We start from the raw sequence: 13766 nt of genomic DNA, 5'->3' as shown, positions 1-13766 counted from the left end.
CGATGGCTGGACTGTCTGCCTCCAGGATCGCCTATCCCGAGGTCGGCTGCGGCGCGGCCATTTTCGATCCGTCGGGGCGCCTGCTCCTGATCCAGCGCCTGACAGAGCCGGAAGCGGGCGCATGGGGATTGCCCGGCGGCAAGATCGATTTCGGGGAACCGGCTCGCGAAGCGGCACATCGCGAAATCGCCGAAGAGCTCGGAATCCATATCGAGGTGACAGGCCTTGCCTGCATGGCGGAAATTCTAGATCAGGGCGACGGGCGTCACTGGGTGTCTCCGATTTTTTTCGCCCGCGTCGTTTCCGGCACACCCTGCCTGATGGAGCCTGAAAAACATGGAGGTTTCGGCTGGTATGCCCTCGACGCCCTCCCTCCCCGCCTGACCACGCCCACCCATGCGCTGCTTGCGAGCCTCGAAACCGCATCCGCGGCCTCGCCCACGACCTGAATTCTGCTAATAAGCAGGCATGAGACAATTGCGGATCCTGTTGGTGCGGCTACTGGTTGCAGACCTGATTGCAACCCTCGCCTTTTTCGGCCTGACGCGCCTCGTCGATCAGACGGGACAGATCACCCATGGCGCGGGCGTGGTCTTCTATTCCGATTCCGCCCGTGAAGCCGATGCGCGCATCGACAAGGGTATCGCCCTGCTCGAGGCCGGCAAGGTCGACCGCCTGGTCATGGTCGGCGGCCATCGCCCGCAGGAAGGCATTGTCGGCAGCCAGGACATGGCGCTCGCCGCCATCCGCCGTTCGGGCTATGGCGCACGGATATCAGCCGATGTTTCCTCCCGCGACACGATCTCGGGCCTGCAGACCCTGGCCGGGCAGCCGGGTCTCGCTGGCGCGGACCAGCTGGTCTTCGTATCCAACTGCATGCACCTCCTGCGCGCAAAGTCGATCTACCAGACGGTCTCCAAGGGCGGCCCCAGGGCCCGTTCGGCCTGCGCGAAGGCCAGCCTCAATCCGGTGGATATCTGGAAGCGCACCCATTACGAAGCCGCCGCCTGGGTGGTCTACCTCCTGCCTGAAAGCTGGCGCGACGGCATCATCGACCGCCTTCGCGGCGATGATTCTCAAAATTGAACTCATCTGGCGAAAAATCGAAGACTGCCCCCTGGCCGATCAAGCATGGTAACCGGTGTCAGCCATCAGGATGCAGCCGATCGGCTTTAACTTGCTGCAATACAGGGGCATGATTGTTGCAAATCGATGACGTGTGCCATTAATTGGCCCGATCGAATTCACCAGGTTCAAGAACAAGATTCCGAGGAAACCATGAGCGACAACGTAGCCATTCTTGCCGAGCTGGGCATCAAACCGAAGTCCATCCGCAAGAACTGGAAGGAACCGCGCCTGTATGAAACGTCTGTTGCTGCCGGGGAAGCCCGTGTGGCGAATGGCGGCGCGCTCGTCGTGGAAACCGGCCAGCACACAGGACGGTCCGCTAAGGACAAGTTCACGGTACGCGATGCGACCACGGAAAACACCGTCTGGTGGGACAATAACGCCGCGATGACGCCGGAACATTTCGATGCGCTGCTGGCCGACTTTGCATCCCACCTCGCCGGCAAGGATGTGTTCGTCCAGGAACTCTTCGGCGGTGCAGACCTTGACCACCGCCTGCCGGTCACCGTGGTCACCGAGCTCGCCTGGCACTCCCTGTTCATCCGCCATCTCCTGCGCGTGCCGACCGATGCCGAATACAATGGCTTCAAATCGGAATTCACGATCATCAACTGCCCGACCTTCCGCGCTGATCCGGCGCGCCATGGCACACGCTCGGAAACGGTCATCGCCGTGAACTTCGACCGGCGCATGGTGCTCATCGGCGGAACGTCCTATGCGGGCGAAACCAAGAAATCGGTCTTCACCGCACTCAACTATTACCTGCCGACCCAGGGCGTCATGCCGATGCATTGTTCGGTGAACACATCCGACAAGGATGACGCGGCGATCTTCTTCGGCCTGTCGGGCACTGGCAAGACGACACTCTCTGCCGACGCCAGCCGCATCCTCATCGGCGATGACGAGCATGGCTGGTCGGAAAACGGCCTCTTCAACTTCGAAGGCGGCTGCTACGCCAAGATGATCAAGCTCTCGGCCGACGCCGAGCCCGAGATCTACGCAACCTCGAAAATGTGGGGCACCGTGCTCGAGAACGTGGTGATGGATCCTGTCACCCGCGAACTTGATCTTGACGATGGCTCGCTCGCTGAAAACTCGCGCGGCGCCTATCCGATCTCGTCGATCCCGAACGCTTCGGAATCCGGCCGCTGCGGCCAGCCGAAAAACCTGATCATGCTGACCGCCGATGCCTTCGGCGTGATGCCGCCGATTGCCAAGCTGACGCCGGCGCAGGCCATGTACCACTTCCTGTCGGGTTACACGGCAAAAGTCGCGGGTACCGAAAAGGGCGTGACCGAGCCGACCGCTACCTTCTCCACCTGCTTCGGTGGCCCGTTCATGCCGCGCCATCCGTCCGAATACGGAAATCTTCTGCGCGACCTGATCGGCAAGTATGACGTCGATTGCTGGCTGGTCTCGACTGGCTGGACCGGCGGCCCCTACGGCCAGGGCAACCGCATGCCGATCAAGGCCACGCGGGCCCTCTTGAATGCCGCGCTCGACGGCTCGCTCAACAAGGCGGCCTTCCGCAAGGATGAAACCTTCGGGTTCATGGTCCCGACTGCCGTTCCCGGCGTGGACAGCAAAATTCTCGATCCGCGCTCAACCTGGGCAGACCCGGTCGCCTATGACAAACAGGCCGCCAAACTTGCCGACATGTTCGTGGCAAATTTTGCCAAGTTCGAGAGCTATGTCGATGAATCTGTCCGGGCCAGTGCGCCCAAGGCGAAAACGCCTGCCTGACACGACGATTTCCTGACCTTGACGTTAAGGGAAGGCTGGCGCCATGCGCGCCAGCCCGTTAGTGTGCGCCGCAACATCCGAAACGCTCTACAAAAAACTCTGGAGGAGTATCCATATGCGTGAAGCAGTCATCGTTTCCACCGCCCGCACGGGCATGGCCAAAACCGGCCGTGGCTCACTCAACGACACCCACGGCATCACGATGGCCGGCCACGCCATCAAGAGCGCGCTTGAGCGTGCCGGCGTCGAAGGCGCTGCGGTCGAGGACGTGTTCCTCGGCACCGCCCAGCCTGAAGGCGCAACCGGTCACAACGTCGCCCGCAACGCCGCCCTCTGGGCCGGCTGCCCGTCCTCCACATCAGGCGCGACCATCAACCGCTTTTGCTCGTCAGGCCTCCAGGCCATCGCCAACGCCTCGCACACGATCATCAATGAAGGCGCATCTGTCACTGTAGGCGGCGGCGTGGAAAGCCTCTCGCTGGTGTCGCGCTCGGGCCACATGAACCTGTACCGCTACACCGAAGAAGAGCTGATGAAGACATGGCCAGCCATCTGGATGAGCATGATCGAAACGGCCGAGATCGTTGCAGACCGCTACGGTGTGTCGCGCGAAGACCAGGACCGTTACTCCGCAGAGAGCCAGCGCCGCACGGCCGAGTTCCAGAAGAAGGGCTACATGGCCGAGGAAATCGCGCCGATGAAGACCCGCATGAAGCTATTCAACAAGGAGACCGGCGAAGAAACCTATCAGGACGTCATCGTCGACAAGGACGAGTGCAACCGTCCCGGTACGACCTATGAAACCCTTGCGGGCCTGAAGCCTGTCTTCTCCGGCGGCATGGTCGTCAAGGAAGGCAAATACGTCACCGCGGGCAATGCGTCCCAGCTGTCCGATGGCGCCGCTGCCGTGGTCGTCATGGAAGCCAAGGAAGCCGCAAAGCGCGGCATCGAGCCGCTCGGCCGGTTCGCCGGTTTCAACGTCGCAGGTTGCGATCCTGACGAAATGGGCATCGGCCCCGTCTTCGCCGTGCCGCGCCTGCTCGAACGCCACGGCCTCACGGTTGACGATATCGACCTCTGGGAACTCAACGAAGCCTTCGCGTCGCAGTGCCTCTACAGCCGCGACCGCCTCGGCATCGATCCTGAAAAATACAACGTCAATGGCGGCTCGATCTCGATCGGCCACCCGTTCGGCATGACCGGCGCACGCTGCACCGGCTCGATCCTGCTCGAAGGACGTCGCCGGGGTGCCAAGTGGGGTGTTGTCACCATGTGTATCGGTGGCGGCATGGGCGCTGCAGGCCTGTTCGAAATCTACAGCTAGGCTGCCCTTTCGGCCCGGCTGGGCAATGACAAAAGAAAGCCCCGGCCCTTTGGGTCGGGGCTTTTCTTGGTCAGCCCTTAAAGTTACATAATGACGTAATTAATGTGACTTATTTGTGAAATACGATTAGACGCCCCGGAAAACCGAGGGTGACTATACGGGCATGAATTATCTCCGCTTTCTGACCGCGGCATCCAGTATCGCACTGGCAAGCTTTTCTGCAGCAGCGGACGATTCCATCGACCTCAAGCTTTCAGGCCGTGTCCTCTACGACTACGCGCAGGCCGAAGCCGACAAGGCCGCGTTCCAGGTCGATCAAGCCGAATTGCGAACCGCCCGCCTCTCCCTTTCCGGAAAGGGAGAGCGCATCGACTTCAAGATCGAGATGGAAACGAGCGAGAGCGGCGATATCTCCGCGACCGATGCCTATATCGCTGTCGCCCTGCCCGGATCCGGATGGACGATCCGCGCCGGCCAGTTCAAAACGCCCAACGCGCTGGAAGAGCAGGTGTCCGGCCTCTTCACCACGTTCGCGGAACGCGCCGCATTCACGGACGCCTTCGAACTCGACCGCCGTGTCGGCGTGGCCGCGTCCACCAAGGGCCGGAACTGGACCTTTATGGCAGGCGCTTTCGGCGGCAGTCTGAATGACACGCCCACGCAGGAAAGCATCGCCCTTGCCGCGCGCGGCACGTTCACGCCGGTCCATTCCGCGGACATGACCGTCCATCTCGGCACATCCGTCCGCTATCGTGAGAAGGGTGATGACCAGCCCAGCCTGCGCTATCGCCAGCGGCCGTTCGCCCACATCCCCGGCCGCATTATCTCGACCGGATCAGTCGGACAGTCCGATATGCTGCTCGGCATCGAGGGCGCCATCCTGCGCGGCCCGCTCTGGGCCAGCTCGGAATATGCCGTCCTCTCGTCCGACCTTGCAGCCGGTGGCCGCGCGCGCTTCGGGGGCGGTAAGCTCGAAGCAGGCTATGTCTTCGGCGGCCACCGCACCTACAGGGACGGCAGGTTCGATCGCCCGGTGGTCAACCGCCCCATCACCGAAGGCGGCAATGGCGCCCTCTGCGTATCCGCCGCGTTCGACACGCTCGACCTGAATGAGCCCGGTATCGACGGCGGGTCGCTGGACACCGCGCTGATCGGCCTGTCCTGGTACCCGACCTCCCAGACGCGCGCCGGTCTCAGCCTGTTCCGGTCAGAAGGCGAACTTGGCGCTTCAGCCTCGGGCCTCGCCCCCGCCTTTGCCGCTGCCGTGCTTGCCGGACAGGCCGGCGAGACCGTCACCGGCTTTACCCTGCGCCTTCAGGCCGACTTTTAAAGAAAAGGCCCCCGGCCAATCGAGCCGGGGGCCTCTGTTTCAGATTGTGATCCCCTCGCCTAGAAGCGGACGGTCAGGGTCGCCTGGAAAGTCCGCGGGTTCAGCGGGCGGAAGAAAGCAGAGCCTGCAAAAACGAAAGCGGTCGGCACTTCCTCATCCAGCAGGTTGTCGACATTGAACCGCAGACTGACATTCTCCGGAATGCCAAAGTTATTCGGCCCACCAAGATCGAGATAGCCGCTCAGGACCGTAAAGGCCTCCATGTCGTAGACTTCGTTGAACCGGGCATAGCGCTTGCCTGTGTACTTACCGGAAACGTTCGCGACGAGCCACTCGGTGGGTTCATAAGTCACGCCGCCTGTAGCCAGCCATTCTGGACTGTCGGGCAAAATCGTGCCGGACAGATAATCGAGAACATCATCAAAGTTTGCGTCAGTGTCGTCTTTCAGCTCGGAGTGATTGTAAGTCAGATTTCCGTCGAAATAGAGCTTGCCGCCCAAGAAGTCGGGCTTGTAGACGCCGGAGAGTTCGAAGCCATAGGCTTCCGTCTTGCCGGCGCTGGTATAGAAGGCCTCCGGTTGTTCCGTCGCCGGATTGATTACGCTGCCAGCCACCAGCCGGTTGTCGAACGAGGTTAAGAACAATGCGGCTGACCCATAGAACTGCGGGCGGTTGGTCCGCAAGCCCAGTTCATAGTTTGTCGATTCCTCGCCTTCCGGTGATGGCAGCGGGTCTGTTGTCGGATCCGTGGTCGCGATTGAGAAGATATCGTCAGCGCCGCGTGGCAGGGCATAGTTCTGCGAATACGAGGCGAACACCTGGTCCGTCTCGTTCAGGTTATAAACCGCACCGAGCATCGGCAGGAAGCTGTTCTCGTATTTCTCGCCTACGCTTTGGGGCCCATAGATTTCGTAGTCATTATAGTCCCGATAGCCGCTGAGCCCATAATCCACGCTCAGGGTTTTCACGCCAGCCTCAACCTTCAGGCGGTCATCGAGCAGGCTGACTGTGTCTTTCAGGTAGAACTGGGTCGTCTTGCGGGTGGAGGTATAGTTGCGGCGATAATAAGCCACTTCATCCCAGATCACATCGCCATCAGCCGAACCATTCGTCTTGTTCAGACGCATCTGGGTGCGGTTATAGTCTTCGTCCTCATACCAGCCGCCAAATTCTACCTTGTGATTGGCCACTTCCCATTCAAGCCCGGCAACGGCGCCCTTGCGCGTACCGCCAACGCCCGACAGGCCGTACTGCACGCCGCGCGGATGAACGACATCGAGACCGGCAGCGACCTGGCGGTTATAAATGCCAAGTGAATTCGAATAGCTGTCTGGCGAGACGCCGTAACCGTCCTTGTCTTCCTGATAAGCCGTCGCCTTGAACATCAGGTTTGGCGTGATGTCGGTCTGGAAGTTCAGCGAGTAGAGCGAATCATCGCGGATGTTGATGCGGTCTTCATAATAGCTGGTGCACGTACCGCCCGTGAAAATCGGCGCGAAGTCGGCATCGTCCGCAACTCCGTCGCCATTATAGTCATAGACGCCGGGAAGCGGGTTGATGCAGCCAGTTTCAGGAATAGTCGGCGAATAACCGTAATAATAGTTATTCTCGAACGTGGATTCCGGAGCGGACGGAGAGTCATAGTCAAAGAAGTCGTTGTGGACGTAGCCGAACTTGATGAACGTGTCCTCGTCGAACTCGTACTTGATCTTGCCCTCGATATGCTCTCGGTCGATCGTGCCGGGCCCGCGCCACAGGTTGCTGTCCGTCTTCGAGCGGCTGATATAGGCAGACAGGCCGTTGATATTGCCGGTCTCGAGCTTGATGAAGCTGCGCTCAAGATTGTCGTCGCCCATCGTGTAGGAAATCATGCCGCCAGGCGTGTCCGATGTATCGACCGTATTGTAGGAAACGATCGGTCCGAGCGAGGCATAGCTCGGCAGGGACACATCGCCCGCACCCGGCGAAGCGACGACCGAGCCAAGGTTTTCATTGTCGACATAGCGGAAGATCGGACTGCCGCCGAAAGCGTCCGACCGGCCCATCGGCACGCCGTCCAGAACAAAGCCGATCTGCTGGAGATTGAAGGCGCGCACCGTCACCGAGTTGCCGAATTCGTAGAGGCCAAGTGCGCCATCCGTCTGCACGTTGAAGCCAGGAAGGGATTCGAGCATCTTCAGCCCGGATATGCCGCCCGGCGCAGACAGAAGCTCTGCCCGCGTCACGGCCACCGTGTTCGTTGCTTCGTCAAGGCCAATGGCTGTATCAGCCGTCGATACGCGGCGCCCCTCGACGACCACGGTTTCGTAACGCGCCTCGCCGTCTTCGCCTGCCTCCTGGGCAAACGCAGGGGCCACCAGGCTTGCCGCACCCATGAGGGCACAGGCCGCAAGCGACACACGCCGCGTCGGCCGAATTTCGAATTGTCTCATTAAATTTGGTCTCCTGATCTGAACCACTGCTACGGTCCGCTCAGGTTTGTTCCGCCCGGGAATATCCTGAACCGAATATCGGAATGGTTCAGGGCATAAGTTCAAATCTGACCGGAAATGATGCAGCGCAGCAATCGGGCGAACATTTTTCGGCCATGCATTCACACGGAAAGCGCCGGATGCTTGGCAAGGCAGAAAACCAAAATGGCGTTATTTTTCCGCGCATTAAACCTCGGGTTGGGGTTTGCGGCCACCTGCTGATGCTGCGTGCTTGTGCCGGTGAGACGGCGCTGCATAATGCAGATGAAACGCCTGCTGCTTGTCGATGGCCCGGGCTGTTCTCTCTTCCCAGGAAAGGCCTGTCCCATGATCCGAATGCTTGCTACCGGCGCACTGGCTTTCGTTCTCGCCGGATGTTCCGGCGATCGTCCCGCAGCCCCGGTTGAGGCGCCACATGGTGCTGCCGCCAGCATCATCACTACCAACCCGCCACCGCCCGCATCCCCAGACGCGGCCACGGATGCCGGCATTGTGCATGACAGCCATGATCGCCCGCTCGACTATGCACTGCTCGGCCAGAAATTCCCGCAATTCACGGCAACCATGTCGGATGGGCAGCCCTTCGACTCTGATGTCCTCAATCGCTGGATGGTGATTCAGGTTTGGGGCGTCTGGTGCGGCGACAGTCAGAACGATGCGCCCTACGCGGCCGCCCTTGCAACCGCGATCGAACAGGATCCTGACCTCTATTTCCTGTCGATCCACGTGCCGCAAAATGCTGACATGACAAGTGATAAGGACTTGTATGGCGAGTATGGCTCGGTCGAGGCCTTTTTTGCTGAAAAGGGCTTCAGCTACCCGACGGTAATCGATTCCGATGCCAGCGTCCGCGAGGCGCTGAAAATCACCTGGACGCCGAGCTATATCCTCATATCCCCGGATGGTGTGATCCGGGGTTTCCGCACCGACCTCTCGGTGGCAGGCGGCGAGCCTGTGAAGGATTTCCTCAAGGAGGCAGCCCGTGTGAAGGGTGAGGTCCGCAAGGCCGAGTTCGGGGGCACCCCGCTGCCCGCCACGATCGGCCCGCAAGGCGCGATGCGCCTCACGGGCGAAACACGCTTCACCCTCGCCGCTATGAAAGCCGCCTTTCCCGGCCACGAAATCCTCTCTGACAGGGCGATGGCCGGCGAACAGTCCTATCCGGTGTTTCTTGTCCAGACGATCGCCGAAGAAGGCCAGCCGGGCCGTCTCGTCTACGTCATCGAACCGGACTGGACGCTTGGCACGGTCGCATCCGTCGTGACCCGGAACCCCGCCGTGACCGGCCCCGATGGCGGCACGGTCGGCAAGATGAAGCTCAAGGACCTGACCGGGGAAGCCCGCGCGAAGTGCAGGCTGGAATCCGGCCCGATCGATTCCCTGTTCATTTGCCCTGACAATACCGAAACACCCAGATTCGTCCGCGCCTTCGGGGCAGGAGGCGACTTCGACGGTACACTCGACAATGCCTCGCCTGAATACCGGGAGGAAGCGGTTCTCCTGGAGATGAAATTCATCCCGCCACGGGCAGCGAAAAACCCCTAGGCGGCTGCCCGCAATCGCGACGAACTGGCCCGTATCCTGCACGCATAAATGACAATTCATGCAGTTTGACGGAACCACAGTTTGAATGTTCGCCTGTCAGCCGCTATTGGATAAACTATAGCCGGAACACATTGGAAAAGGCGAAACTTCATGCTGCATCCTTCGACGAAGCGGTTGATCGACAAGCTGAGTGAAATGACCCGCAAGCAGCGGGTCGCCTGGTCTGAGGGCGAAAACGGCACGATCACCCATGATACCGAGGGTTACAGGGTGGTCCTGACGCCGGAACCGCATGCCGTCCTTCTGACGGACGCGCTCGGCAAGGAAATCGAATCCTGCACGCCAGACGAATTCATGGACGAAACCGACTCCGCAGGGCGCCCCTATACCGCCTTCGTGGCCGACCTGTATCGCGAGGCGCATCGTCATGCGCGCGGCGCGGAAAAGGCCATCCACACGGTCCTGAAAGGCCTCGAAACCATCGAAGCCGAGCCGGACGCGCAGCCCGAGATCGCAATGGATCCGGCAGAACTGATCGAGGATCCGGGTGACGACACGGATTCCCTGCCCGAGGCCTATCCGGAGGTTGAAGGACAGAACGACATGGCCCGCGCCGTCGCCAGCATGGCCGACGAAGTGAATGCCGGCGCCAGCGCGTACGAAGAGGATGAGCCGGAAGACGCGGCGCCGAGCGACCTGGAAACAGATTCCGGAACCGAGGCTGAACCGGTCATGACGTCTGACGTCGACGACGAAGACTTTGTGGACGCAGAGATCGAAGCAGCGGAGCCGGACGAACCCGCACTGGATACAGGCGATGATACAGCCGAACCGGCGGCGGGTATCGAAGCTGAGGCGATCTTGTCGCAATACGCCTCTCTCCTGCCTGAACAGCACAGCGCGGACGTCTATGAAGCGCCCGCCGCCGAAACTGAACGTGCTGAAGGCGCGCTCTGGCCAGAAGATGAAAATGCCCCGCAGCCACAAGCCGAAACGAATATGGTGGACGCCGCCCCCGAAAGCGAACCGGAACCGGCTCCGTCTGCACCGCCGTCCTCAGCGGCCTTAGGCGGCTTTTTCGGATCGAGCATGGGCGACCTGTCGCGATACGCCGTGAGCCGGCCCGGCGAAACGGCTGAAACGCCTGTGCCTGTCGAGCCGGAGGCTGCGCCGGAGCCCGAAATTACCACCGCTGAATCCGAGCCCGAGGCATACACGCCCGCCTTCACGGAAGCCGCCGCGACGCCTGAGCCAGACCAGCCCGCCCAGGAAATGACCGGCGATTCGCCGACCGAGCCGGCGCCGCTGCCCAGCTTCAGCCTGTCGGGCATGTCATCCGGGTTCGGCCTCGGGTCAGCCGTAAGGAACAACATCCCGGGTTCGGAACGGACTGCCGAACCTGTGCAGAACGTCCCGTCACCTGACCGCCCGCGGATCGTCATCGACGGCACGGCTGATCTTCCGGACGATCTGCCGCTGTCGGCGTTTGATTCGGCCCCGGACGAGCCGCCATTCGCCTTCAGTGAACCCGAACCTGCTGCCGAAACCGCCGCCGAAGAGACGGTCGATGAACAGGCCCCGTCCCGGCCCGAGGAAAAGGCGTTCGAAGTTCCGGCCCAGTCCGCGCAACCACAGCAGGCTGAAGAACCGGAAAAAGAATCACCGGCGCCAAAGGTCACGACGCGCTTCAACCCCTGGAACTGACTTAGACAGGGTCAGGCCCATCCTGAATCCCGTCATTTTCGCGTTTGTACGGGCCAAAGATGTTGCGGCGCAGCAACATACGGCATCAGAATATCCGCATTCCCGTCAAAATCGTGACGCCTGTCATATCCCGGCATCCCGATTTGTGAGACATCCCCAGGCATAAGATCCCGCGAAGAGACGGGCTGTTCTCCATGCAAATCAGGATGATTTCCACATGCAACACAGACCCGCCCTGCGCGCCCTGCTGCTCGGTTCCACCATGTTCGCCGCGGCCGCTTTCCCGGCCTTCGCCCAGGACGCCGACACCGAAGCCCGGCTACCATCCGTCACCGTGACTGCCCAGCGCGTCGAGGAGAACATCCAGGATGTTCCAATCTCGATCACGACGATTGCCGACGAAAAGCTCGACGTCCTGAAATCCTCCGGCGCCGACGTTCGCTTCCTGTCGGCCCGCGTGCCCAGCGTCATCGCTGAAAGCTCCTTCGGCCGCGCCTTCCCGCGCTTCTACATCCGCGGCATCGGCAATACCGATTTCGACCTCAACGCCTCCCAGCCCGTTTCGCTCGTCTATGATGACGTGCCCTATGAAAGCCCGATCCTGAAAGGCTTCCCGGTCTTCGACCTCGACAGCATCGAAGTCCTGCGCGGCCCGCAGGGCACGCTGTTCGGCCGCAACACGCCCGGCGGCATCATCAAGTTCGACTCCGCCAAGCCTGTGCATGAATTCGAAGGCTATGTCCGCGGTTCCTATGGCAACTACAATACGCGCGAACTTGAAGGCGCGGTGAACCTGCCGATCTTCAGGGACGAACTCGCCCTGCGCCTCTCCGGCATTTCCCAGCAGCGCGATCCCTATGTCGACAATGCCTTCACCGGCGAGAACGACCGCTACGAGGGTTTTGACGAACTGGCCGGGCGCGCCCAGCTCCTGTTCACGCCATCAGGCACGGACTTCTCGGCCCTTCTCAACGTGCACGGCCGGTCGAATGAAGGCGACGCCCGCCTCTTCCGCGCCAACATCATTGATGCAGGCTCCAATGGCGTTGGCTCGAATTTTGATCGGGATACGGTCTATTTCGACGGTGACAACTTCCTCCAGCAGGACGCCCATGGCGTGACGCTGCGCCTTGAAAAGGGCCTCACGGAGGCGATCAAGGTCACCTATGTCTTCGGCAACGAGCAGGCAACCATCGAAAGCCGCGGCGACATTGACGGCGGCTTTGGCGCCGCCTTCCTCGGCGCAGGCAATTTCGGCCCGGGATTCATCCCCTTCCCTTCGGAAAGCTCCGGCGCGGTCGATGCCCTGCACCAGACCACGAACGAAATCCGCTTCGCGTTCGACAATGGCGGCCCGCTTCGCGCCCAGACCGGCCTCTTCGTGTTCGATGAAAAAGTCTCGATCACATCCAGGAGCTTCGACACGCTTGCACCGGGGCGCCCCGTCAATGGAATCGCCACCCGCGAAAACCAGACCGACAGCACCGGCATCTTTGCCTCGCTCGCCTATGACGTTTCAGACAGGCTCACGCTGTCCGGCGGTGCGCGATGGACCGACGAATCCAAGGATTTTGTCGTCGAGCGGACCCTTGGCCCGTTCGGTTCAGGCACGTTCGGCCCGGTCTCGGGGTCCGTCTCTGATGACCAGGTCAGCTGGGATGTCTCGGCCACCTATCAGGCGACCGGCGAGATCAATCTCTATGCCCGCGTGGCCAAGGGCTTCCGTGGCCCGTCCACGCAAGGCCGCCTCGTTTTCGCCAATGAAGTGTCCAGCGCCGACACCGAAACCGTTCTCTCCTATGAGGCCGGCTTCAAATCGGAACTGCTCGATAATCGCGTCCGCCTGAATGCCGATGTTTTCTTCTTCGAATTCAACGACCAGCAGCTGACCATTGTCGGCGGCCTGAACAATACGGTCGCCCTGTTCAATGCGGACAAGAGCGAAGGCTATGGATTCGAGGCTGACGTGGAAGCCGCGCCCATCGACAATCTCTTCCTCACGGCTGGCCTCTCGTACAACAAGACCGAGTTCAAGGATGACGTCCTCCTCGCGCCGGGTTGCGGCGGCGGATGCACCATGCTCGACCCGGCTGTCTACGCCGCCGACGGCGTGACGCTACTGGGCTACAATATCTCCGGCAATTCCTTCCCGAACGCCCCGGAATGGATCGCCAACGTCACGGCCCGTTATGCCGTCCCCCTCCAGTCAGGCGAGCTCTACGGCTATACCGACTGGGCCTACAAGGGCGACACGAACTTCTTCCTCTATGACAGTGCCGAATTCGGCCAGGATGGCTATTGGGAGGGCGGCCTGAAGGTCGGCTACAAGGCCGATGCGGGTTATGACGTCTCCATCTTCGCACGGAACATTCTGGACGAAGAAGCGCTAACCGGCGCGATCGACTTCAACAACCTGACCGGCTTCGTCAACGAGCCGCGCACCTATGGCGTCCAGCTGCGCTGGGACTTCTAGGCCTCACTTGCCACCACGCGAAACAGGGCCGGGCCGCATCGCGCGCCC

Annotated in this window: 9 protein-coding genes; 8 read left to right on the top strand and 1 reads right to left on the bottom strand. The window is 61.1% G+C overall.

Annotated elements, in window-relative coordinates:
* The first annotated feature begins 2 nt into the window (after positions 1–2).
* The 5 genes from VR74_RS11425 (at position 3) to VR74_RS11405 (ending at position 5525) form a co-directional block, all read left to right on the top strand.
* Positions 3–449 carry an NUDIX domain-containing protein gene (locus VR74_RS11425; protein WP_045696903.1) on the top strand — a complete coding sequence of 149 codons (447 nt, stop codon included), beginning with the start codon at positions 3–5 and terminating at the stop codon, positions 447–449.
* 19 nt (positions 450–468) lie between these two features.
* Positions 469–1086: an ElyC/SanA/YdcF family protein gene (locus VR74_RS11420; RefSeq protein ID WP_299950262.1), complete on the top strand. Its 618-nt coding sequence runs from the start codon at positions 469–471 to the stop codon at positions 1084–1086.
* A 192-nt stretch (positions 1087–1278) separates the two neighbouring features.
* Positions 1279–2871 (top strand): phosphoenolpyruvate carboxykinase, encoded by a 1593-nt coding sequence (locus VR74_RS11415; RefSeq protein ID WP_045696899.1) that lies wholly within the window; start codon positions 1279–1281, stop codon positions 2869–2871.
* A gap of 115 nt (positions 2872–2986) precedes the next feature.
* Positions 2987–4195, top strand: coding sequence for an acetyl-CoA C-acyltransferase (locus VR74_RS11410; protein WP_045696897.1), 1209 nt, complete (start codon positions 2987–2989; stop codon positions 4193–4195).
* A 163-nt stretch (positions 4196–4358) separates the two neighbouring features.
* The gene (locus VR74_RS11405; RefSeq protein ID WP_045696895.1) at positions 4359–5525 is read left to right on the top strand and encodes a porin; all 1167 of its coding nucleotides are present in this window, start codon (positions 4359–4361) and stop codon (positions 5523–5525) included.
* A gap of 59 nt (positions 5526–5584) precedes the next feature.
* On the opposite strand, the gene VR74_RS11400 is transcribed toward VR74_RS11405, so the two are convergent.
* Positions 5585–7957 carry a TonB-dependent receptor gene (locus VR74_RS11400; RefSeq protein ID WP_299950260.1) on the bottom strand — a complete coding sequence of 791 codons (2373 nt, stop codon included), beginning with the start codon at positions 7955–7957 and terminating at the stop codon, positions 5585–5587.
* A gap of 366 nt (positions 7958–8323) precedes the next feature.
* Here VR74_RS11400 and VR74_RS11395 point away from each other — a divergent pair, with 366 nt between their 5' ends.
* From VR74_RS11395 to VR74_RS11385, 3 genes are all read left to right on the top strand, one after another.
* The gene (locus VR74_RS11395) at positions 8324–9541 is read left to right on the top strand and encodes a TlpA disulfide reductase family protein (RefSeq protein WP_299950258.1); all 1218 of its coding nucleotides are present in this window, start codon (positions 8324–8326) and stop codon (positions 9539–9541) included.
* A gap of 150 nt (positions 9542–9691) precedes the next feature.
* On the top strand, positions 9692–11245 hold the full coding sequence (locus VR74_RS11390) for a hypothetical protein (protein WP_045696891.1): 1554 nt from the start codon (positions 9692–9694) through the stop codon (positions 11243–11245).
* A 217-nt stretch (positions 11246–11462) separates the two neighbouring features.
* On the top strand, positions 11463–13718 hold the full coding sequence (locus tag VR74_RS11385) for a TonB-dependent receptor (RefSeq protein ID WP_045696889.1): 2256 nt from the start codon (positions 11463–11465) through the stop codon (positions 13716–13718).
* Positions 13719–13766: the final 48 nt, after the last annotated feature.

The organism is Hyphomonas sp. BRH_c22, from assembly GCF_000961795.1.
Taxonomy (GTDB): Bacteria; Pseudomonadota; Alphaproteobacteria; order Caulobacterales; family Hyphomonadaceae; genus Hyphomonas.
Note: the sequence above shows the minus strand (reverse complement) of the source record. Positions and strands in the feature narration are given on the sequence as shown.

Excerpts from the sequence above, each read along its gene's own strand:
- VR74_RS11400 (WP_299950260.1), bottom strand. The coding sequence starts at position 7,957 with ATGAGACAATTCGAAATTCGGCCGACGCGGCGTGTGTCGCTTGCGGCC.
- VR74_RS11410 (WP_045696897.1), top strand. The coding sequence starts at position 2,987 with ATGCGTGAAGCAGTCATCGTTTCCACCGCCCGCACGGGCATGGCCAAA.
- VR74_RS11395 (WP_299950258.1), top strand. The coding sequence starts at position 8,324 with ATGATCCGAATGCTTGCTACCGGCGCACTGGCTTTCGTTCTCGCCGGA.
- VR74_RS11385 (WP_045696889.1), top strand. The coding sequence starts at position 11,463 with ATGCAACACAGACCCGCCCTGCGCGCCCTGCTGCTCGGTTCCACCATG.
- VR74_RS11425 (WP_045696903.1), top strand. The coding sequence starts at position 3 with ATGGCTGGACTGTCTGCCTCCAGGATCGCCTATCCCGAGGTCGGCTGC.
- VR74_RS11390 (WP_045696891.1), top strand. The coding sequence starts at position 9,692 with ATGCTGCATCCTTCGACGAAGCGGTTGATCGACAAGCTGAGTGAAATG.
- VR74_RS11420 (WP_299950262.1), top strand. The coding sequence starts at position 469 with ATGAGACAATTGCGGATCCTGTTGGTGCGGCTACTGGTTGCAGACCTG.
- VR74_RS11415 (WP_045696899.1), top strand. The coding sequence starts at position 1,279 with ATGAGCGACAACGTAGCCATTCTTGCCGAGCTGGGCATCAAACCGAAG.
- VR74_RS11405 (WP_045696895.1), top strand. The coding sequence starts at position 4,359 with ATGAATTATCTCCGCTTTCTGACCGCGGCATCCAGTATCGCACTGGCA.